Source organism: Nitratidesulfovibrio sp. D1, assembly GCF_051133415.1.
Classification (GTDB): Bacteria; Desulfobacterota; Desulfovibrionia; order Desulfovibrionales; family Desulfovibrionaceae; genus Cupidesulfovibrio.
In genome coordinates, this window is the sequence record NZ_JBPGNZ010000002.1 from 318,426 (window position 1) to 340,110 (window position 21,685).

General features: G+C 67.5%; 19 protein-coding genes. 7 read left to right on the forward strand and 12 right to left on the reverse strand.

Features of this window, described 5'->3' with window-relative positions; all coding sequences use genetic code 11:
- Positions 1-9: 9 nt before the first annotated feature.
- From ACR4XJ_RS04570 to ACR4XJ_RS04585, 4 genes are all read right to left on the reverse strand, one after another.
- The gene (locus ACR4XJ_RS04570) at positions 10-2,208 is read right to left on the reverse strand and encodes a chemotaxis protein CheA (protein ID WP_434754088.1); all 2,199 of its coding nucleotides are present in this window, start codon (positions 2,206-2,208) and stop codon (positions 10-12) included.
- Entirely contained in the window at positions 2,205-2,933 is a 729-nt protein-coding gene (locus tag ACR4XJ_RS04575; protein ID WP_434754089.1) for a chemotaxis protein CheW, read from the reverse strand. Before ACR4XJ_RS04575 ends, ACR4XJ_RS04570 begins: the two co-directional genes overlap by 4 nt.
- Positions 2,934-3,025: 92 nt before the next feature.
- Positions 3,026-5,200, reverse strand: a complete 2,175-nt coding sequence (locus ACR4XJ_RS04580) for a methyl-accepting chemotaxis protein (protein ID WP_434754090.1) — start codon at positions 5,198-5,200, stop codon at positions 3,026-3,028.
- A 538-nt stretch (positions 5,201-5,738) separates the two neighbouring features.
- On the reverse strand, positions 5,739-6,263 hold the full coding sequence (locus tag ACR4XJ_RS04585; protein ID WP_434754091.1) for an RrF2 family transcriptional regulator: 525 nt from the start codon (positions 6,261-6,263) through the stop codon (positions 5,739-5,741).
- A gap of 715 nt (positions 6,264-6,978) precedes the next feature.
- Here ACR4XJ_RS04585 and ACR4XJ_RS04590 point away from each other — a divergent pair.
- From ACR4XJ_RS04590 to ACR4XJ_RS04605, 4 genes are all read left to right on the forward strand, one after another.
- Entirely contained in the window at positions 6,979-7,545 is a 567-nt protein-coding gene (locus ACR4XJ_RS04590) for an RrF2 family transcriptional regulator (RefSeq protein WP_333505301.1), read from the forward strand.
- Positions 7,546-7,563: 18 nt separating this feature from the next.
- Positions 7,564-8,805 (forward strand): type III sulfide quinone reductase, selenoprotein subtype, encoded by a 1,242-nt coding sequence (sqr, locus tag ACR4XJ_RS04595; protein ID WP_434754092.1) that lies wholly within the window; start codon positions 7,564-7,566, stop codon positions 8,803-8,805.
- A gap of 13 nt (positions 8,806-8,818) precedes the next feature.
- Positions 8,819-9,523, forward strand: coding sequence for a DUF1641 domain-containing protein (locus tag ACR4XJ_RS04600; protein ID WP_434754093.1), 705 nt, complete (start codon positions 8,819-8,821; stop codon positions 9,521-9,523).
- Positions 9,524-9,598: 75 nt separating this feature from the next.
- Entirely contained in the window at positions 9,599-9,985 is a 387-nt protein-coding gene (locus ACR4XJ_RS04605; RefSeq protein WP_434754094.1) for a response regulator, read from the forward strand.
- 432 nt (positions 9,986-10,417) lie between these two features.
- Here the strand turns inward: ACR4XJ_RS04605 and ACR4XJ_RS04610 are convergent, their stop codons facing one another.
- The 3 genes from ACR4XJ_RS04610 to ACR4XJ_RS04620 form a co-directional block, all read right to left on the reverse strand.
- Positions 10,418-11,104, reverse strand: coding sequence for a tetratricopeptide repeat protein (locus tag ACR4XJ_RS04610; RefSeq protein WP_434754095.1), 687 nt, complete (start codon positions 11,102-11,104; stop codon positions 10,418-10,420).
- Positions 11,105-11,679: 575 nt separating this feature from the next.
- Positions 11,680-12,864, reverse strand: coding sequence for an ABC transporter permease (locus tag ACR4XJ_RS04615; RefSeq protein ID WP_434754096.1), 1,185 nt, complete (start codon positions 12,862-12,864; stop codon positions 11,680-11,682).
- Positions 12,865-12,937: 73 nt separating this feature from the next.
- On the reverse strand, positions 12,938-13,813 hold the full coding sequence (locus ACR4XJ_RS04620) for a LysR family transcriptional regulator (protein WP_434754097.1): 876 nt from the start codon (positions 13,811-13,813) through the stop codon (positions 12,938-12,940).
- A 153-nt stretch (positions 13,814-13,966) separates the two neighbouring features.
- On the opposite strand from ACR4XJ_RS04620, the gene ACR4XJ_RS04625 reads away from it, so the two are divergent.
- Positions 13,967-14,602, forward strand: a complete 636-nt coding sequence (locus tag ACR4XJ_RS04625; protein WP_434754098.1) for a DapH/DapD/GlmU-related protein — start codon at positions 13,967-13,969, stop codon at positions 14,600-14,602.
- 23 nt (positions 14,603-14,625) lie between these two features.
- On the forward strand, positions 14,626-15,615 hold the full coding sequence (locus ACR4XJ_RS04630; protein ID WP_434754316.1) for an alpha/beta hydrolase: 990 nt from the start codon (positions 14,626-14,628) through the stop codon (positions 15,613-15,615).
- A gap of 119 nt (positions 15,616-15,734) precedes the next feature.
- On the opposite strand, the gene ACR4XJ_RS04635 is transcribed toward ACR4XJ_RS04630, so the two are convergent.
- The 3 genes from ACR4XJ_RS04635 to ACR4XJ_RS04645 are packed head-to-tail and all read right to left on the reverse strand — an operon-like array spanning position 15,735 to position 18,893.
- Positions 15,735-16,886 (reverse strand): ABC transporter permease, encoded by a 1,152-nt coding sequence (locus ACR4XJ_RS04635; protein WP_434754099.1) that lies wholly within the window; start codon positions 16,884-16,886, stop codon positions 15,735-15,737.
- The gene (locus tag ACR4XJ_RS04640; RefSeq protein WP_434754100.1) at positions 16,873-17,610 is read right to left on the reverse strand and encodes an ABC transporter ATP-binding protein; all 738 of its coding nucleotides are present in this window, start codon (positions 17,608-17,610) and stop codon (positions 16,873-16,875) included. The genes ACR4XJ_RS04635 and ACR4XJ_RS04640 overlap by 14 nt, the downstream gene beginning before the upstream one ends.
- The gene (locus ACR4XJ_RS04645) at positions 17,607-18,893 is read right to left on the reverse strand and encodes an efflux RND transporter periplasmic adaptor subunit (RefSeq protein ID WP_434754101.1); all 1,287 of its coding nucleotides are present in this window, start codon (positions 18,891-18,893) and stop codon (positions 17,607-17,609) included. The genes ACR4XJ_RS04640 and ACR4XJ_RS04645 overlap by 4 nt, the downstream gene beginning before the upstream one ends.
- A gap of 445 nt (positions 18,894-19,338) precedes the next feature.
- Here ACR4XJ_RS04645 and ACR4XJ_RS04650 point away from each other — a divergent pair, with 445 nt between their 5' ends.
- Positions 19,339-19,572, forward strand: a complete 234-nt coding sequence (locus ACR4XJ_RS04650; RefSeq protein WP_434754102.1) for a hypothetical protein — start codon at positions 19,339-19,341, stop codon at positions 19,570-19,572.
- Positions 19,573-19,614: 42 nt separating this feature from the next.
- Here the strand turns inward: ACR4XJ_RS04650 and ACR4XJ_RS04655 are convergent, their stop codons facing one another.
- Together ACR4XJ_RS04655 and ACR4XJ_RS04660 are read right to left on the reverse strand one after the other, a co-directional pair.
- Complete coding sequence (locus ACR4XJ_RS04655; RefSeq protein ID WP_434754103.1) at positions 19,615-20,355, reverse strand: histidine phosphatase family protein; 741 nt, start codon at positions 20,353-20,355, stop codon at positions 19,615-19,617.
- On the reverse strand, positions 20,352-21,653 hold the full coding sequence (locus tag ACR4XJ_RS04660; protein ID WP_434754104.1) for a DVU_1551 family NTP transferase: 1,302 nt from the start codon (positions 21,651-21,653) through the stop codon (positions 20,352-20,354). The genes ACR4XJ_RS04655 and ACR4XJ_RS04660 overlap by 4 nt, the downstream gene beginning before the upstream one ends.
- Positions 21,654-21,685: the final 32 nt, after the last annotated feature.

Below are 21,685 nucleotides of genomic sequence, written 5' to 3' on the forward strand. Positions count from 1 at the left end.
TGGAGCCGGTCAGCGCTCCTGCATGCCTTGCGCCACGCGCACCAGCTGGGCGGCGTCGAGGATCAGCGATATGCCGCCCTCGGCGTCCACGCTGGACCCGGCGATCCATGCGGCGCGGCGGCACGGCCCGCCCAGGCGCTTGATGACCGCCTGCTCCAGCCCGGCCACGCCGTCCACGGCAAAGCCCACGGGCTGGCCGTCCACATTGGCGATGATCACCCGCTCGTAGGCGGGCTGTTCGCCCGGCACGTCCAGGAAGCGGCGCAGGCTGAGGCACGGCACCAGCCGTTCGCGGTACTCGATGAGGCCGAGCGTGGCGGCCTCGCCGTCCACGAAGCGTTCCAGGCACGCCTCCACCTGGGTCAGGGGCAGGATGAACGCCTCGTCGCCCACGCGCACGCGCAGGCCGTCGATGATGGCCAGGGTCAGGGGGATGCGCAGCCGCCAGGCCGTGCCGCCGCCCCGCCGGGTGACCACGTCCACGCTGCCGCGCAGCGCGCCCAGGGCCGTGCTGACCACGTCCAGCCCCACCCCGCGCCCGGACAGGTCGGACACGCCGCTGGCCGTGCTGAAGCCGGGCAGGAAGAGCAGTTGCAGCAGTTCCGCCTCGCCGGGTTCGGCGTCGGGAGCAAGCAGGCCGCGCGCCACGCCCACGGCGCGCAGCCTGTCCAGGTCGATGCCCGCGCCGTCGTCGGACACGGTGATCAACACCTCGCCCCCGGCATGGGCGGCGGACAGGCGCAGCACCGCCTCGGCGGGCTTGCCCGCCGCCAGGCGCACCCCTGCGGGCTCCACCCCGTGGTCCATGGCGTTGCGCACCAAGTGCAGCAGGGGGTCGCGCAGGTGGTCGATGACGGTCTTGTCCAGTTCCGTCTCGCCGCCCTCGGCCACGAAGCGCACCTCCTTGCCGAGACGCGCCGCCAGGTCGCGCACCAGCCGCCGGAAGGCGTGGAAGGTCGCGTCCAGCGGCACCATGCGCACCGACATGGTGCTGTCGCGCAGCGATTCGGTAAGCCGTTCCAGCCCTTCGGCCAGTTCGCGCAGGCGCGGGTCGTCGTGGTCGGTGGCGATGCGCGAAAGGCGCGCCTGCAGGATGACCAGTTCGCCCACGTTGTCCAGCAGGCGGTCCACCTTGGCGCTGTCCACGCGCAGGCTGGTGGTGGGGCCTTCGTCGCCGCCGGGGCGCAGGGTGCCCGCCGGGGCGGCGTCGTCCCCCGGCGGGGGAGTGCATTCCGGCGCCGGGCGCGGCGCGGAGGCGGACGGCGACATGGGCGTGGACCGGGGCAGGGAAGCGTGCGGGAATCCGGCGGCGGTCAGCAGCCCGGCGGCATCGGCAACGCCCCCCTGTGCCGCGATGCGGCACAAAAGTTCCGGCGGGGGCAGCAACCGCTCCTCGCCCAGCGCCACCACCTCCAGCCCGGCCTCGTCCATCAGCGTGGCGAACGGCTCGCGCACCATGGCCACCGGGTGCTCGGTGACCAGCACGGCGTCCCAGCGCAGATGCACCGCTTCGGCGTCCAGCCCGTCCAGGCCGGGCACGGTTTCGCAGTGGGGCCAGAGATGCAGCGCCCCAAGCCCGCGCAGCCCGTCCAGCAATCGGGAGGGGTCCAGTCCCCGGCGCAGCGCGTCGGCGGAGGGGGCGTAGCGCAGCCAGTACACCCGGGGCTCGAACGGGCTGCCCGGGGGGATGCCGGACAGGGCGGGCGGTTCGCCCGCGCCGCCGGGCGGGGACAAGGCCATGTCGGCGGCGTCGTGGGGGGCTTCCTCCCCGGCGGGCTCCGCCGCCGGGGGCGTACACCGCGCAGCCAGCCCGCCGATGCGGTCCAGCAGTTCGCGCTCGCGCGCGGCCACGGCGGCGGCGCTCTCGGGCCCGCCCTCCGCCGATGCACTGGCAGCCCCAAGTTCCAGCAGGTCCTGCAAGTGGTCCTTGGCGTCCAGCCCCAGGGCCAGCAGTTCGGACGTGGCCGGCATGCCCGCCTTGCGCACGCTGTCGAACAGGTCTTCCACCACGTGGGTGAACCGGGCCACGGCCTCGAAGCCGAACATGGCCCCGGTGCCCTTCAGGGTGTGCAACGCCCGGAACACCCGCGCCATGAGCGCGGCGTCTCCGGGGTGCGACTCCAGTTCCAGCAGGGCTTCCTCAAGGTCGATGAGCAGGTCGCGCGCTTCCTCGGTGAACACGCGCCGCGCGGTGCCGCCGGGGTTCATGCGCCGCCTCCTCCGCCGTGGGCGGCCCTGTTCCAGGTGTCCGGCGCGTCAGGCGTGTCAGGCGCGTCTGGCATATCTGGGACGCGCGCCGCACGGGAATGGGGACGGCCATCGGCAGCGGGCGAAACCGGGGAACCGGCGGGCTCCTCGTCGTCGAACAGGCGGTCGGCATCCAGCAGCAGCACGTGCCGTCCATCGTGGCGGAATATCCCGGCCAGCACTTCGGCGGGCACGGGGGTGCCCATGCGCGGCGGGGGTTCCACGGCGGCGGCGTCGATTTCGATGACCTCGCGCACGGCGTCGGCCAGGGCGCCCGTCAGGGTGATGCCGCCGCCCGCCTCGGGCAATGCGGGCGCCTCCACGATGACGATGCGCGAATGCACCGTGCGCGCCACGCTGCCCATGCCGAGGCGGGTGCGCAGGTCCACCACCGGCACCGCCGCGCCGCGCAGGTTCACCACCCCGCGCACGTATGCCGGCATGCGGGGGATGCGCGTCAGGTCGCCGAAGTCCAACACCTCGCGCACCACGCCGATGTCGAGGGCGAACCGCTCGTCCCCCAGGGTGAGGGCCAGCAGCCTGCGGGTGGGGGCAAAAGGAGCCGGTCCCGCCTGGAGCGGCGGGCGCGCCCCGCCACGCGGCACGGCGGGAGCCCGAGGCGTGCCCGCCGCGCCCCTGCCGTCCGCATCCCCCTGCGGCGTCTGTCCGTTGTTGCCCTGCTGCACGTCGTGGTTCCGGTTGCGCGGCGGGTCACGGTGTGACCCGGTCTGAGGCGGCGGGGCCGGCTCCGGATTCCGGGGCCGCCCAGCCGGAGGCATCAGAAACGTTCGAAATCCTGGTCGTCGGCATCATCCGTGAGGTCGATACGCACCTTGCGCGGGTCGCCCTCCCCCAGCGCGGGCATGGCGGCAGGCAGCGGCCCCGGCGCGCGCTGGGCCTTGGGGGCCATGTCCGCCGTCAGCCGGAAAAACGACACCGTGCGTTGCAGATGGGCCGCCTGGGCCGACAACTCCTCGGACGTGGAGGCCACCTCTTCGGAGGCCGCCGCGTTCTGCTGGATGACCTGGTCGAGCATGTGCAGGGCTTCGTTGACCTGGCTTGCGCCCTCGCGCTGCTCGATGCTGGCGGCGGCAATCTCCTGCACCAGTTCGGAAGTGCGCTCGATGTCCGGCACCAGCTTGCCCAGCAGTTCTCCGGCCCGCTCGGACACCTCCAGACTGGCGCCCGAGAGGCGGGTGATTTCGGCGGCCGCGGCCTGGCTGCGTTCGGCCAGCTTGCGCACTTCCGACGCCACCACGGCGAATCCGCGCCCCTGCTCGCCCGCGCGGGCCGCCTCGATGGCGGCGTTCAGGGCCAGCAGGTCGGTCTGCCGGGCTATTTCCTCGATGATGGAAATCTTGCTGGCTATCTCGCGCATGGCCTTCAGCGTGGCCCCCACCGCCGCGCCCGACTCGCGGGCGTCGTCGGCCGCGCGCACCGCGATGGCTTCGGTGGTGCGGGCGTTCTCGGCGTTCTGGGCGATGCGCGCCACCATCTCTTCCATGGAGGCGGAACACTGCTCCACAGAGGCCGCCTGCTCGGTGGCCCCCTGCGAAAGCGCCTCCGCCGTGGCGCTCAATTCCTCGCTGCCTGCCGCCACGTTCTCCGCGCCCACCTGCACGTCGCGCACCACGTCGGACAGGCGGCGCACCATGTTGCCCAGCGAGGTCAGCAGCCGGTCGTTGTCGCCGCGCGGGTCCAGCGACACGCGCAGGTCGCCGGTGGCCAGGGTGGACGCACTGCGCGCGATGGAACGCTCGACGGACACCATCTCTCCCAGGGCGCGCATCAGTTCGTCGCGCGGGCCGCGCATGGCCACCTCAATGTCCACATTGCCCCGCGCCAGTTCGCGGGCCGTGTCCACCACGCGGCGCTCGGCCTCGAGCATCTCCTGCATGGCCTGCAACAGCCTGCCCACTTCGTCGGTGCCTTCGGCCCGGACCTCCAGCGAGGTCTCGCCCTGGGCCACGGCTTCGGCCACGGCGGCCGCGCGGGCAATGCCCCCGCGCACCGACTTGCCGATGAGGACGGCGAACACCAGCCCCAGCACCAGCGCCCCGCCCGCCACGCCCAGCGAGATCACGGACGAGCGGCGCACCTCGTCCTCCATGCGGTCCTGCTGGGCGTCCTTCACCGCGATGACGGTATTGCGCACGCCCTCGGCCACGCTGGCCATGCCCGTCAGGCGGCTCTCACGCTCGTTTTCGTCCTTGACCAGTTGCTCCACCTGCTCGCGGTAGGCGCGCGCGCTGGCCAGCACCGACGACGCCAGCTTCCAGCTTTCGCCGGATCCTTCGCTGACCGAAAGCCCGGACGCGGCGGTGATGGCCTTGTCCAGGCGCATGCGGGCGCGGGACAGGGCATCGGCATCGCCCCGCCACAGATAATAGAGCACGTCCACGCGCGATTGCAGGAATTCCGTCTCCAGCGTCACCAGGGTTTGCAGTTCGTCACGCCGGGGCGCAAGGGCGGGGTTGGCCTGCACGATCATGCTCAGGCGCGCGGCATGCAGCCGTTCCACCCCTTCCTGCAGGGCGTTGGCGGCCTGCACGGCGTTCTTGATGGTCTGGTCGCGGTGGGTGAGCACGCCGTCCAGTTCCAGGAACTTGCGGCGGTAGTCGGCGTGCATGGGGCCCAGCACATCCAGGCCGCCCCCGCGCACGCCCTCCGCGGCAAGGCGTTCGCGCAGCATGGCGATGCCCTCGGCATCCCTGCCGTGCTGCGATTCGAAGGCGCGCACGTGATCCCGGCCCTGGCTGAGCAGGTAGTACAGGATTTCCACGCGCGAATGCTCCATGCCCGCCACCAGCGCCTGCGCGTTGCCCGTGACCTCGGACTTGCGCAGCAACTGCTGTTGCTGTTGCCACGAGAAGGTGACCACCGCCGCCACGATGAGCAGCAGCGAGCCGAACCCCAGGCTGAGCTTCATGAACAGACTGCAATTCTTGAGCATCCGGAAACCCCTTGCCCTGTCGAGAAATTGAACCGGCCCGCGCCGTGGCGCGCCGGGCCTCACCCGTACCGCATTTCACGGGGGGCGGCAAACCGTATGGCGTCCTTTGAAATGCGTATGCAATGCGCTGTATTCATGCAAATTTTCCGGCCTTGCGGCCGCCGGGCGACTTCCGCCGTCCGGCAGATTGTGCCTGCGGCGGCCCGCGCCGCTCCGGAATCTTGCAAGAAGCACGCCGGGATAGAACATGATGCACGGCGGGCGCAGGCCCGGACCGGAACTGCGCGCGAGGAGGAGTGCGGCCGCATGGGCCATGGTGCGTACGGTACGGCCCGCCAAAACGAAGCCGCCGGACAGACCGGCGGCTGGATCAGGACTTGTGCGACGGGACTCGTGGGGCGGGGCTTGTGCACGCCCGCAGGCCAGCGGGGCAGGCACATCGGCCGGGGCGGCCGCATCCCGCCCGGCGAACAACGGCGCGGGAGGGGGCCGGACGGCAAAAGGGCCGCCTGGCGATGCAGGGCGGCCCGGTAGCGGGTCAGTACAGTTCTGCGGGGCTCACCGGACGGGCCGGCCGGCGGACCGAGGAGCGCCTTGCGGAGGCGCCGTCACCGTCCGCCGGGCGACAGACCGCTTCGTCGTGGGGGGACAACGGCTGTTCGCCCTCCATGAGGGTGGCCAGCGTGGTTTCCTCCAGCGAGCGTTCCAGCGCCTGCGACGCACGCACCCAGGCCGACCGGGTCAGGCACGAGGCCCGCCGGGCGCATACGTTGGCGTCGCCGGAACAGCAGACGGTGAGCTGGATGCCCCCTTCCATCAGGCGCACGATCTCGCCCAGGGTAATCTCCTCCGGCGTGCGCGCCAGCATGTGGCCCCCCGAGGCCCCGCGCGAACTGCGCGTCAGCCCGCCCCGTTTCAGGGTCTTGAGGATCTGCTCGATGAACTGGACCGTCACGCCGGTGTGCTGGGACAGCGCCGTGGTGGTCATGGGAGCCTCTTCGCCGTGCATGGCCAGAGCAAGAAGGATGCGCGCCGCGTATCGTGTCTTTGCTGCAAGCTTCATTGTATGGGTCCCGCGCCCGTCACTCGACACCGCGCCACACGGCACGATGAAAAAGAGTGAGCTATTACATAACTATGGGAAACTTCTTACAGAAAATATCCTCCCTTGTCAATAGGAATTAAAAAAATTCGTTTTCACTGCACATCCGGAAAATCGACTGGAACGGCAAGATGTTAGTAATCATTAACCGGACATGCCGAGAAAATGGGTAAATAAAAACAATCGGTTTACGCAACATGAAGTGCTACTCTCGACGCCGCACAGAACAACCACTCTTACAAAAGTGTGCATCGCATCACTCCGGATACCGTCCGGCCCGCCAGGGCGTCGTCCGTTCGCCCGAAAAGCCCACTCCCGCCTCTCGTCACCCGGCCCGCCCGTGGCACCATGCACGCCGTCAGCGCGCCCGGCGGATGCCGCCGCCAGTCATGCACGGCCGTAACGAAGGCGGGCGCAGCAAGAATTTTTTCACAACCCCAAAATAACCGCACGAATTCAATCTGTTGAAAAATACCCCTTTTTTTGAGGGGTGCTTGACACCTAAATTCGGATGGGTTTAATTCATACGAAATTAATCTGATTCTAAAAGATTCAGATTAACAGAAACAAAATTGCATCAATATACATACGGCACATACCGGAATTACCCGGTCAACAGCCCCACCGCGCCCCGGCGCGCAGCCTTCGCCCCCCCGCACAGGCACTGGAGAACGGCATGAGAATTTCCTCCACGGTGCATTACGCATCCCGGCTGCTGGTCAACCTTGCCCTGCACGGCCCGCAGGACGGGCCCCTTTCCGCCTCCGAACTGGCCGAGCACACCGGCATTTCCGTCAAGTTCATCGAAAAGATCATCCGGCAGTTGCGCACGGCGGGCATGGTCCGCAGCGTTCGCGGGGCCGCCGGTGGCCACGTGCTGACCATGAACCCCGACGACGTGACCCTGGGCGACGTGCTGCGCGTGGTCGAGGGCGGCGTGCAGCCTCCCAACTGCTGCGTGGGCGCCGACTGCGACGACGCCCCCTGCCGCTGCAAGGCCGCCTGGACCAGCGCCGCCAAGGCCCTGGAAGAAACCCTGGACCAGTTCACCCTTACCGACATCATGCACGGCGCCGAACGCCCCGACGACTGCGCCCACATGGCCGAAGGGGACAAGGACGCCCGCCCGGCGCCCTCGCCCAAGCTGAACGGCAACAAGCCGCTGAACACGCCGCGATACGGCAGAACGCCCCGTGCCCTGCGGGGCTGCAATACACGAATCTGCTCTCACCAAAGCCAATAAGTGAAGGAGAAACCTGGCATGAAGAAACTGCTCATTCTTGGGGCAGGTGCCGGCGGCACCATGCTCGCCACCAAAATGAGGAAAAAGCTCAGCGAGCGTGAATGGGAGATCACGGTCATCGACCGCGACCTCACCCACCATTACCAGCCCGGCTGGCTGTTCATACCCTTCGGCATCGACACCCCCAAGGGTTGCGAGAAGGCCAAGAAGGACTTCATTCCCCGTGGCGTGAACTTCGTGAAGGATACCATCACCAACGTGGATCCGGAAGCGAAGGTGGTCACCTGTGAAGGCGGCAAGTACAGCTACGACTGGGTGGTCATCGCCACCGGCTGCCGCATCGCCCCCGACGAGGTGGAAGGTCTGCTGGACGACTGGCGCGGCAGCATCCACGACTTCTACACCCCCGACGGCGCCGCCGCCCTGCTGCCCAAGATCAAGAACTTCAAGAAGGGCCGCCTGGTCCACCACATCTGCGAAACCCCCATCAAGTGCCCGGTCGCGCCGCTGGAATTCGTGTACCTGGCCGACTGGTACTTCACCAAGATGGGCGTGCGCGACAACATCGAAATCGAACTGGTCACCCCGCTGACCGGCGCGTTCACCAAGCCGGTGGCCGCCAAGATCCTGGGCGAACTGTGCGACAAGAAGAACATCAAGGTCACGCCCAACTTCGTGGTGGACAGCGTTGACGCGGGCAACAAGACCATCGCCTCCGTCACCGGCGACGAGATCAACTACGACCTGCTGGTCACCATTCCCCCGAACATGGGCCAGCAGTTCCTGATCGATTCGGACATCGCCGACCCCATGGGCTTCATGGACACCGACAAGGGCACCCTGAAGTCCAAGAAGTACCCCAACATGTACGTCATCGGCGACACCACCAACGTGCCGACCTCCAAGGCCGGTTCGGTGGCCCACTACGAGGCCGACATCATCGCCGAAAACCTGATGTCCGACATCGACGGCAGCGAACACTACCACCACTTCGACGGTCACTCCACCTGCTTCATCGTGACCGGCTACGAAAAGGCTTCGCTCATCGACTTCAGCTACGACGTGGAACCGCTGCCCGGCATGTTCCCCTTCCCCGGCGTGGGCCCCTGCGAACTGCTGGGCGAAAGCTACATCAACTACTGGGGCAAGCTGATGTTCAAGTGGGTGTACTACAGCCTGATGCTGAAGGGTCACGAGTTGCCGTTCGAGCCGAACATGTACCTGCACGGCAAGGACACTTCCCTGATGCGGAAGAAGTAAGCCGGAGGCGCAAATGACCAACGAAGAACTCATTCTCCAGCGCCTCGAGGCCATGGAAGAGCGGATCGCCTTCCTGCACGAGCGCGCGATGGGCACCAAATACTTCATCGAGGAAGTGACGCCCATCGGCAACCACGCCTTCCGCCTGATGGTGGAAGAGTTGCAGGACGTGCACGGCAGGGTCCATCTGGACGACATCTTCGAACTGCTGCGCCGTGGCCTGCGCGGCGTGCCGAACCTGAACTACTGCCTCGACCAGCTGGAAAACCTCATCGACCTGTGGCGCACCATGCACCCGGCGGTGGCCCCCACCTGGCCCCACATCATCGAGGGGCTGGGCAAGTGGGAGCAGGACGGCGTGTTCGCCAAGCTGACCGCCCTGAAGGGCGCGGGCGGCAAGGTGCTGGACGCCAACACCCCCGAAGGCATCGAGAAGATGGGCGACGCCCTCGCCTTCATGACCGTACTGCTGCAAAAGCTGGCCGATCCCAACGTGCAGGCCTTCCTGGCCCGCGCGGTGGACATGCTGGCCAAGCTGGACCTGTCGCAGGCCAAGCCCGTGGGCATGTTCGGCATGGTCGGGGCTCTCGGTTCCAGGGAAGCCAAGGAAGGTCTTGGCGTGGCCATGGAAGTGCTGAAGGCCCTCGGCTCGCTGAAGGGCGACGGCTGCTGCGCCTGCGGCTGCGCCGCCCACGCTCCCGCCGCAAAGAACGACTAGCCGCATCGAACGGACCCGCCGTCGCCGCCCGGCACGGCGGGTCCTTTTTACCCCCATCTTGTGAAGGAGATGTCAATGTCCGCGACCAACATGAGTGCCACCCACCGCCGCGTGCTCGTGGTCGACAACGACCCCGCCGAGCGCGAACGCCTTGCCGGGCTGCTGACGGCGGAAGGACATGCCGTGCGCACCGCCGCCTCCACGCCCGAGGCGCTCGAGGCCGCCGCCAGCTTCCGTCCCGACCTGATCACCCTGGAAATGGACCTGCCGAGCCCCGGTGGCACGGTGTTCTACGCCCGGCTGCGCCGCAGCCCCGCCCTGCGCGAAACCCCCGTGGTGGTGGTGAGCGGCGTGGGTCCCCGCCCGGCCCGCCTGGCGCGTCGCGTGCCCACCCACCAGAAGCCGGTGGTCCCCGCCGTCCTGCTGGACACCATCCGCAGGGCCGTTCCCGCCCAGGCGTAACCGCGCCGCAACCACGACATGACGGGCCGGCGTCCGCCGTGCCCCACCCAGGCCCTGCCTGTCCCTGCCCGCCCCTGCCTGCCCCTACCTGCGCAGGTGAGCCATCCTCCTCCGGCTCGCCCTCTTCACCGAATCGATGACTCCGCTGCACCTCGATACCGGTTCACCTGCGCAATTCGGACTAAATTAGTCAAATTCATACCTGCAACGTAGGATTTGCATGGCCCGCGCGGAGCCCGCGCAGGCTCCACGCCGGTCACGGACGCGCCAAATGCTGCGGGGCTCCGTGCCTTTCGGCAGGGAGCCCCGTGCGTCACGTGCATCGGCCACTGGTGCGGCGCAAGAAGGAGGAAACCGCCGCGCGCGGCCTGAGCCCGGCGGCACGGCAGGCGCGGGGGTTGCCGTCCCCGCCGCCGCTCCGCCTGCCGCCGGTTACTGGGCCGCACCCTCCGGCAGCGGGAAACAACGCAGCCAGCGCGCCGCGAGCTTTTCGGCCCGCGTCACGTCCTTGTCCTTCATCCTGTCGATGAGTTCGCGGCGGGCCTCTCCGGCCTTGGCGAAGCCCGCCGTAACGGCCAGGTCGAACCACATGTACGCGCGCACTTCGCTGGCGGGTACGCCCGCGCCGTCACGACACATGGTGCCGAGCAGGTGCATGGCCTTGCCGTTGCCCAAGGTGGCCGCGCTCAGGAACAGTTCGCGCGCGACCTTGCGCGAGGTGGCGTCGGTGGCTTCGCCGTGGTAGGCAAGCCCCACGTTGCAGCGGGCCTCGGCGGCCAGCAGGCGCGCCTTGCGCACGAAGTCGCGCTTGGCGGCCACCAGTTCCATGCCGTACTGCTTGTCGCGGAAGTCGGTGGGCAGGTCGTCATACACCGGTTCGCAGTTGTAGCCGCACTTGTCGGCCTTGCGGAACAGTTCCAGCGCCTTGCCGAAGTCCTGCGCCACGCCCTTGCCGGTGGCGTGCAGCACGCCGTAGAAATTGAGGGCCTCGTGATGTTCGGCCTGCGCGGCGCGGCCCAGCCACTGGGCGGCCTTGCCGAAGTCCTGCGCCACGCCGTTGCCTTCGTAGTACAACATGCCAAGATTGAACTGGGCGCTTGCGTCGCCCGCCTCAGCCATCGCGAACATCTCCTGAACTTGCATTGGCTTGCCCCTGTGTACTGAAAGGTTGGGAAATCCTGCCCCGGTGCTTCCGGGTGGCCCCCGCCGCCAGCGCCATCCGGCTGCGGGGACCGCGGCGGCAGCACCGCCGGGCCAGCTTGGGAAACCTCATCGCCTTGTTCCGGTATCCGGGTGGCGCGGGGGCATGGTTCCGCGCGCATCCGGGGTGATCCAGCGTCTACCTTCAGTCACCGGCACGGAGGCGCGGGTGGCAGTCCGCGTGTTCCGTTAATTCCTACCGTGCTGGTATGGGTTATTTCCTACCTGCATGGTGGGATATTGTCAACGGCTCTTCCAAAATTTCCATGAAAAAATATATGCCATAATATCATGGTATTAAAAACACGAGCGCCGGAATTCCCCATTCCGGCGCTCGTATTCCGCGTGCAAGCCCCTCGCCGCCAGTCCTGTTCGACCGGGCCGGGATGCCGCATTCTCCTATTTTACAATATACTGAAATAACTTGGTGTTTATTTTACTGCGGACATAATTCCTACCAAAATAGGGTGCGATATGCCGCTTCCCAAAGGGAATCAGGCCGCGCGCAGCGCGTCCACTATGACCAGCCGCGAAGCCTTGATGGCGGGCAGGATGCCCCCAAGGCAGCCCATGCCCGTGCCGAACAGCAGCGACCACACGGCGATGCGCGGACTGAGGCTGAAGCTGAACGCCAGTTCCGAGAAGGTCTGGAAATTCATGGTAGAGACGGTCACCAATTGCAGGGTGGACGCCAGCAAGAGCCCGATGGCCCCTCCGCTGCCGCCCAGCAGCAGCGATTCCATCAGGAACGCCCGCAGGATGTCCCGCCGCTGGAACCCGATGGCCCGCAGGGTGCCTATCTCGCGCACCCGGTTGGCCACGGCGGCGTGCATGGTGATCATGGCCCCGATGATGGCCCCCAGCGAAAAGATGGCGGGCAGCATGGTGCCCAGCACCCCCAGGAACTTGGCCATCATTTCCGACTGTTCCTCGTAGAAGCGGGTTTCGCGCTTGCCCTCCAGTTGCAGGCGCGGGTCCGCCGCAAGGCCCGCGCGCAGGCCCGCGAGTCCGCCCCGTCCCTCGGACCCGTCCCGCTCGTTCATGCGCGCCACCACCACGGAATAGGACGAGCGGCGGAACGCGGCCATCAACTGGTCCGCGTCGCCCCACACCTCGGAACTGAAGCCGGTGGCCCCGGCCTCGAAGATGCCCACCACGGTCCAGTCGCGCAGGCCGAAGCGCAGGCTTTCGCCGATGCCCGTACCGCTGAACCGCCGGGCGATGCTTTCCCCGGCGATGATCTCGGACGTGCCGAAGCGCGGCATGCGCCCTTCCTTCAGCCGGACTTGCGAACGAAGTTCCGGCGAGTGGGGGCCGATGCCCCGGATGACCACGTTGGACGGCTTGGTGGTGCCGCGCTTGTTCAGGGTGATCAGCACCACCAGTTCGCGCGCGGCCAGCGGGCCGCCGTCGGCGGCGCGGGCCACCTGGGGCAGGCTTTCCACCAGCGGGGCCTGGTCGCGCTCCACCGAGCTTTCCATTTCGGACTTGGCCCCCTGCCGCAGCACCACCACGTTGTCCGGCGAACCGGTGAGCACCAGCGTGGCGCGCAACCCCTCGGACAGCATGAGCATGGCCGCGAACACGAACACCACCAGCGCCATGCCCCCCACGGTAAGGGCCGTGGTCAGGCGGCGCGCCAGCATGTTGCGCAGGCTGTACGAGAAGAGCGAGGCCATGCCGTTTCCTTTGGGATACTCTGTGTCGTATTTCGTAATCGGAAGATGGACATTCGCCAAACAGGCTGAAGACTCAATGTTCCTCTCTCAGCTTTTCCAGCAGCAGTTCCGAAGCCCTGGAAAACACCTGCTGTTTCTTCCATACAAGATCCACATGCGACACAAGCGGGGGAAGAAGCGGACGGAAACAAAGCTCGCTCTCGTCGGTCGCGGCAATGATGTTATCCAGGCACAGCGCGTATCCGATACCGGCTTCCACCAACAGTGACGCATTGAACAACAGGTTGTACGAGGCGACGATATCCAGCTTTTCGCGCCGGATTTTCAGCCAGCTCGACAACTGCCCCCCTTCCATGGCCTGCCGTGAAACGATAAGCGGCACCTTCCAGAGGTCTTCCGGCTGCACGGCGTCGAGAGCGGCCAGCGGACTGTCCTTGCGCATGAGCACGCCCCACCTGTCCACGGCTGGCAGCCGGAAATACTCGTACCGGGTCACGTCGGCGGGTTCGATCAGCAGGCCGAAGTCCGCCAGCCCCTTGTCCAGCCGTTCCATCACATCTTCCGCGTTGCCGCTGAAAAGATGCACGCGGATGCCCGGATACTGCCCTACCAGATTCCTTGTCGATGCCGCCAACATCCTGAATGCGTGCGTCTCCCCCGCCGCGATATAGACCGTCCCGCTGACGGCTTCATCGGCAGCGGCAACCTCCCCTTTGGTTTTCTGCACCAATTCCACAATCTGTTCCGCTCGGTTACGCAACAACATACCCTCATCGGTAAGGGTAATCCGCCTGTTCCCCCTGTGGAACAGCGTAACGCCCAACTCTTCCTCCAGTTCCATGATCTGGCGGGAAAGCGTGGGCTGCGAAATATGCAGGAGTTGGGCAGCCCCGGAAATGCTCCGCTCACGGGCCACAGCCAGAAAATAGCGTAATACGCGCAACTCCATGTGGCGTCCTCCGTTTCCGGCAGGATCTTTCATGCCTTCAAGGCATGTCAAGCTATTTGATATAAGTATTTCCCATGGGCGAAGGCGAACCTTATATCCGGTTCACAGGACAGGACCGGGGCGCGACATGGACGGACAACAGGGACGGGCGACATGGAACTTGGGCAACTATTGCGACATCTCGAAAAGGGGCTGCCCGTCGAGGCAGGAACAGACGCGCATGCCTGCATGGTGACGTACAGCAATGAAGCCATGCGCATCACGGCCGAGTTGAACGGCTCCTATCATACGCCGGAAGAAATACGGCGGTTCGTTTCGACATTGACCGGAAAGCAGGTGGATGCATCATTGACAGTGTTTCCCCCGCTCTACAGCGATTTCGGAAAAAACCTGACCATCGGCAAAAACGTGTTCATCAATTCGGGCTGCCGGTTTCAGGACCAGGGCGGCATCACCATCGGCGATGGCGCCTTCATCGGCCACATGGTCGTCTTCGCAACCATAAACCATGGTTTTCTGCCGGAAGAGCGCGGCCACATCCACCCCGCGCCCATCGTCATCGGCAGGAACGTCTGGATCGGTGCACACGCCACCATTCTGCCCGGCGTGACCATCGGGGACAACGCCATCGTGGCCGCCGGGGCGGTGGTGTCCAGAAGCGTCGCGCCGGATACGGTTGTCGGCGGCGTTCCCGCACGGTTCATCCGGCTCATCAAGGCCACTTCCGGCACAACGCCACCCGAGCAAGGAGCACCAACATGCAACGACTCGCGCTTATCGCCATCATAACCGCACTACTGGGAGCAGTGACCATGAGCACATCGGCATCAGCCCGGACCAGGCCCGCGGACGCTGACAATTTCTACCAAAGCCAAGCCGTGACCACGCAAAAGGTGGCCTTTCCGAACCAGTACGACATGACCGTGGCGGGCAATCTTTACCTGCCCAAAGGCATGGATCAGGGCCAGCGGCACCCGGCCATCATCGTGGGGCATCCCATGGGTGCGGTAAAGGAACAGTCCGCCAACCTGTATGCCATCAAGATGGCGGAACAGGGGTTCGTCACCCTGTCCATCGACCTGCCGTTCTGGGGCGAAAGCTCGGGTAAACCACGCAATGTCGTCTCGCCGGACATGTACAGCGAGGCGTTCAGCGCCGCGGTGGACTATCTTGGTACGCGCCCCTTCGTGAACAGGAACAGGATTGGCGTCATCGGCATCTGCGGCAGCGGCAGCTTTGCCATCAGCGCCGCCAAGATCGACCCGCGCCTGAAAGCCATTGCGACCGTCAGCATGTACGACATGGGGCAGGCCAACCGGAATGCCCTGAACAAATCCCAGAGCCTCGAACAGAGAAAGCGAATCATCGCGGAAGCGGCCGAGCAGCGCTACGTGGAGTTCGAAGGCGGCGTAACCAGGTACACAAGCGGAACGGTGCATGAAATCAACGAAAACTCGCACCCCATCGAAATCGAGTTCTACGAGTTCTACCGGACGCCGAGAGGCGAGTTCATTCCCGCGGGATCTTCAAAGGAAACCGCCACCCACCCCACGCTCAGCAGCAACACCAAGTTCATGAACTTCTATCCGTTCAATGACATCGAAATCATTTCACCGCGCCCGCTGCTGTTCATCACGGGCGACCAGGCGCATTCCAGGGAGTTCAGCGAAGACGCGTACCAGCGCGCCGCCGAGCCGAAAGAACTGTACTATGTTCCCGGCGCCGGACACGTTGACCTGTACGACCGGGTGAACCTGATTCCCTTCGGCAAGCTGGCCGGGTTCTTCACGAAAAACCTGTAACGGGCACGCCGGGTACACGCTGCGGGAAGCCCGCACCTCCCCGGGCAGCGTCGGCTGCCCGGGGAGGATGGCGAGGGGACGGGAGAGGCGGGCGGCAAGACGACCGCAGCGGCGGTATCCTATCGTCCCAGCACGTCGGCGATGCGCACCCGCCGTGCCCGCAACGCGGGCGCGGCACCCGCCACAAGCCCCACCACGGCCGCCGCCGCGCCTTGCAGGGCCAGCGTTTCGCCGGACAGCAGGAACACCGGAAAGTAGTCGCCCAGCACGTGGGCGATGACCCGCGTGGCCGGCACCGACAGCGCGCACCCGGCCGCCCCGCCCAGCAGCGACAGGGCCAGCGCCTCCCCCGTCACCAGCAGGGCCACGTACCCCCCGCCGAAGCCCAGCGCCTTCAGGGTGGCGAATTCGCCCATGCGCTCGCGCGCGGACATGGCCATGGTGTTGGCCGCCACCGCCATGATGATCACGATGACGATGCCCGACACCAGCCGGATGGCCACGATGATGGCCTCGGTCATGGAGATGAACCCCATCTGGAAGGCCTGTTCCGTCTCGGTCAGGGTTTCGGCCAGCGAATTGCGGAACCGCGCGTCCACGTCGTTGGCCACGCGGGCGGCGTTCTCGGGCCGGTCCACGCCCACCAGGTAGAAGCCCACGTGGTCGGCGCGGCCGGGATTTTCGGTCTTCATGCGCTCGTTGACGTAGTCCCAGTGGAAGAAGGCCTGCGTCTCGTCGGTGTTGGGGTAGCGCCCGGTGTAGATGGCCCGCACCGTCACGCTCCAGTCGCCGGGGTAGATGGTGCCCTTGAGGGGCACGGTGTCGCCCAATTTCCAGCCAAAGCGCCGGGCCAGCCTGTCGCCCACGGCCATGCCCTTGCGGTCGCGCAGCAGGGCGGCCTTCTGGTCGTCGGGGATGACGTATTCCGGGTACAGGTCCAGGTAGCTGCGCACGTCCACGGTGAAGTTGGCGAAAAGGTTCTTCTCGTCCACGTAGTACGCGCCGAACCAGTTGCCCCACGAAAGGTGGGTCACCCCTTCCACGGCGCGGATCTTGCCCGCGTAGGCCATGGGCAGCGGAAACACCAGCGAGATGGCGTTGCGGGTGACCAGCCGGTTGGCGGCCGAGGCGGAAACCCCCACGTACCAGGCCTCCACCGTGGTGCGCAACAGGCCGAAGGCCATGATGGAAACGGCGATGCCCAGCACCGTCAGCGCGTTGCGCAGCGGGTGCCGGGCCAGGTTGCGCAGCACGAACCTAAGCGTGAGCATCGGCCAGTTCGCCCTTTTCCAGCAGCAGCAGGCGGCCCGCCCGTTCCGCCGCGCGCGGGTCGTGGGTGACCATGATGATGGTCTTGCCCATGGTGCGGTTCAGCCCGTCCATGAGGTCCAGGATTTCCCCGGCGGACACGCGGTCCAGGTCGCCGGTGGGCTCGTCGGCCACCAGGATGTCCGGGTCGGCCACCAGGGCGCGGGCGATGGCGGTGCGCTGCTGCTGCCCGCCGGAAAGCTGGCCGGGGTAGTGGTCCAGGCGGTCGGACAGGCCCACCATGTCCAGCGCGGTGCGCGCCCGGTCGCGCCGTTCGCGCCCGGACAGGGGCGTGAGCAGCAGCGGCAGTTCCACGTTCTCCTGCGCGTTCAGCACCGGGATGAGGTTGTAGAACTGGAAGATGAATCCCACGCTGCGGCTGCGCCAGCGGGCCAGGTCCGCGTCGTCCAGGGTGGTGATGTCCGTGCCGCCCACGAAGATGGACCCGGCGTCCACCCGGTCGATGCCCGCGATGAGGTTGAGCAGCGTGGACTTGCCGGAGCCGGACGGCCCCATGAGCGCCAGGAATTCGCCGGGGGCCACGGCCATGTTCACGCTGGTCAGCACCGGCACCACCTGCGCGCCGCGCCGGTAGGCCTTGGACACCCCGTCGAGCCGGATGGGCGGGCTGGCCGTGCGGGGCGGGGCGGGACGGGGAGAAGCGGCGGAATCCTGCGCGCCGCTCATGGCTGCATCCGCACGCGGTCGCCGTCGGCCAGGTCGGCGGGCGGGTCGGCCACCACCCGTTCGCCCTCGGCCGGGCCGGACAGCAGTTCCACGGCATCGCCAAGGGCCATGCCGGTGCGCACGGGGGTACGTTGCGCCCTGCCCTCGCGCACCACGAACACGGCGCGGGCCTCGCCCTCTCCGCGCACGGCGGTGGCGGGCACGGCCGGACGGGCGCGGCGTTCATCCTCGGAAGGCACGCGGTCCAGAAAGGCCACGCGGGCGCTCATTTCCGGCAGCACGCGCGGGTCCAGCGCGTCGAAGGCCACCTTGACCATGACCGAGGCCTTGCTGCGGTCGGCCGTGGGCACGATGATGTGCACCCGGCCGGGAAAGCGCTCGTCCGGCAGGGCGTCCAGGGCGATTTCGCAGGGCGCGCCGGGCTTCACCCGGCCCACGCTGGATTCGCCGACGTCCGTTTCCACCAGCAGCGAGCCCATGTCGGCGATGGTCACCACGCTGGCCTTGGCGTTGGCCGCCGCGCCCAGCGGGGTGATGATGTCGCCCACGTCGGCGTTCTTGGTCAGCACCACGGCATCGAACGGCGCGCGGATGAAGGTGTATTCCAGTTGCGTCTCCGCCTCGCGCCGGGCGGCGGTGGCGGCGGCCAGCCCGTCGCGGGCGGCGCGGGCCGAGGCATCGGCCGTGAGGGCGCGGGTTTCGGCGGTGTCCAGATCGGCACGGGAGATCACGTTTTCCGCCAGCAGCCTGCGCATACGGGCGTGGTTGCGGTTGGCGTCCGTCAGTTCAGCGGCGGCGCGGTCGATGTCGGCCCGCGCGGCGCGCTCGTTGGCCAGCGCGCGATCCAGGACGGCACGGGCGTCGTCGCTTTCCAGCCGGGCCAGCACCTGCCCGGCGGTCACCCGGCTGCCTTCCTCCACCCCCAGCCATTCCAGGCGCGAGGTGATCTTGGACGCCACCGACGCCTTGCGCTGCGCGGTGACGTAGCCGCTGGAAACCAGCGTAGTCATGGACTGGGTGGGATACGTCCGGGCCACCACGGCAAGGCGCACCTCGCGCTCCGCCGGGAACAGCAGCCATGCGGCCACCACGGCGCAGAACACCGCCACCACGGCCAGCAGCCAGAGCCAACGCCGCCGGGGAGAACGCCGGGGCGACTGCCAGCCGGTCTTGTCGATGGACAGCCTGCCGAGATCGGACTGTGCGGTTCCACCCGGCACGACGCCGCCGGAAACCGAGGACTCGCCGGAACCGGACGAAGAAATGGAGGAGGACGATGACATGTGGGCTCGCGGGCATCACGGTTCATGAAGGGGGGGCAGCCCCGGCGCAACGGCCGTCCGGCGTGCTGCGGGGGCATCGGCACCATACCAGAACGTGCCCCGCGTGCAACCGCATAGTCAGCTTCGCGTGCGCCTGCGTTTCACCGCTTGCCGTTTTCGCCCTTCCATGATGCACATGGCATTCCTCCATTACTGTTCCGCAGGGCATCGCGCATGCTGTTGCATGGTATGCCGCAAAAAATGAGGCGCCACTTCACGGGGGAGTTGCAGATGAAAATTTCTCTGATACTTGACCGAAAAAGGGAAAAGGGATAGCACACATGACACTCCGGTTCAGCATGCGCGCGGCATGCCGGTTCGTACGGCATCGCCCTACCCGCCCGATACGGGTAACGGACCATGCGCCACCCGGACGACACGACCAACGAACAGCACAGGTTTGCACATGCCCAGCTTCGAAGCAGACACCCTTACCCTGCACAAGATAAACGTCGCTCCCATGTTTCGCTGTACGCGCTGCCACTTCGGCCCCCCGGATACCTCGTGGGCGGGCCAGAAGAACGGCGAGCACCGCCGGGTGCTCATCTGCCGCTCGTGCGGCGCGCGGGCCGTTGCCACCTTCCGCGTGGCGGCGGACAATTCGCGTTGGGAAATCCTGTCCGTGGAAGACATGGAATAGGAAGGCGGCGCGCCGCAGGAACGCACCCCGCCCATGGGGGCCTCAGGGTTGCCAGTCCGGCGAGACCACGCCCCAACCCGTTTCGTGGCGGCGCAGGCGCACGCATTGCAGGTGGCGCACCGGCAGTGTGAGCAGTTCGTTCCGGCCGATGTGGCCCAGCGCGCACAGTACGGAACGGATCAGTCCGGCATGGCTCACGGCCAGCACCAGGGGGGCGTGGACGTGATCAGCGACGCCGCCCGCGAGGCACGGCCGCCCTGTGGCGCATCCCCTTTCCCCTTCCTCCTCTCCCGCGCAGTCCCGCCACATGGCGGACAGCGCCCGCAATCCGCGCGCGGCCACGTCGGCGCAGCATTCCCCACCCGGCGGGCGAAAGGTCCAGGGTTCGCGGCCGCGCCGGGCGTAGGCGTCCGGCCGGGTTTCCCGCACCTGGGCCTGGGCCAGCCCTTCCCATTCCCCCAGGTCCATTTCCGCGAGGTCGGCCAGGACGGTGACCGGAATGCCCGATGCGCCCGCAGTGCCCGGCAAACCGGAGCGGCCATCTTTGCCGTCCGTGCCGTCATCCTGCCCCAGCATGAGCCGGGCCGTCTCCAGCGCCCGCGCCAGCGGCGAGGCGTAGGCCCGCGCCACGGCCAGCCCGGCCAGACGCGGCCGCCATGCAACGGCCTGTTCCCGGCCCTCGCCGGATAGCGGCACTTCGGTGCGCCCGATGTACCGGCGCGGGCCGTCGCCCATGTCCGTGGCCGCGTGGCGGAACAGCAGGATATCCGGCATGGCGGTCATGCGTGTGACGGGGCCGTATTCGTGGGACACATGGTGGCGGCTGCCACCCCGTCAGCCGACGGTTCCCACGCGGGCATGCCCACGGCCAGCGGATGCAGGATGTCCGCCAGCGGTTGGCCCACCTCCCGCTCGATGCGCGCACGCAGGGCCAGCGCCCGGCGCATCCGCCCCTCTATGGCGGCGGCGGCCTCGGCATCGTGACGCCATTGGGCCAGCTTCTCGCCGAAGCGGGTTTCCACGTCCACCACCATGTGGCAGCGCACCAGTTTGTCCGCGAAGTAGACCAGTTCCCGTTCGGCCAGGGGCTGGCCGTCCGGCAGCGTGGTGTCCCGGTGCGCGGCGACGATATCCGCCACGCCGGAAAAGCCCAGTTCGCGCAGCAGCGCGCCCCCGGCGGCCTCGTGGCGCGGCTGGCCCTTGGCGATGTCGTGCAGCAGGGCGGCGGCCTCGGTCAGGTTCCGGTCCAGAAGCGCGTTCGTGGCGGCTGCTCCGCCAGCCACGCCGCCATTCCGCGCAGCATTCAGGGTGTCGGCCAGATGCACGGCCACGGCGGCCACGCCCTCGGCATGGGCGACGCCGCCGGGTGGGATGGCCCGCGCCGCCAGCAGGATGCGCGCCTCCTGCGGCGTGGGTACGTCTCGGGTGGACCAGTCGGCGCAGGCCGCGCGGTAGTCCCCCGGCGTATCCATGTCGCGGAGGATGAACCGGTCGGGCACGGCCACCTCCTCCAGTACGTCCGGTCCCAGCCGATGCAGCGCGCCGCGCAGGCCGCCGTCGCCGCCATCGCCCAGAATGATCGAAAAAACCGATGCGGGCAGCAACGGCGGATGCCCCCACTGCCCGCCGAACACCGGCAGCAATACCCGGCCAGGCCGCCGGGCCGCGTGTTCCAGCAGCAGCCGCACGGTCAGGGGCCGCACCAGCGCGGCGTCCACCGGCAACAGCAAGGCCCCAGCTCTGTCAGTCCTGCCAGTTCCGTTAGTCCCGCCAGTCCCGCCAGCCCCGTCGCCACGTTGCGCCACGGCTGCCAGCCCCGCACGCACCGAGGAGAACATGCCCCCTTCGCGCCATGCCGGGTTGTGCACCGTGGCCGCGCCAAGCCGGGCGGCCTCGGCCGCCACCTCGTCCGCGCGATGTCCGGTGACCACCAGCACGTCGGCCACGCCCGCCTGCCGGAACATCTCCACGCAGCGGGCCAGCACCGTGGCCCCGCCAAGGTCCAGCAACGGCTTGAAGTCCGGGGTCATGCGCGACGATGCCCCGGCCGCCAGCACCACGCCGATTACGGGAGCCCGCATGGCCGTTTCACCTTCCGGTTGTTCATCCGCAA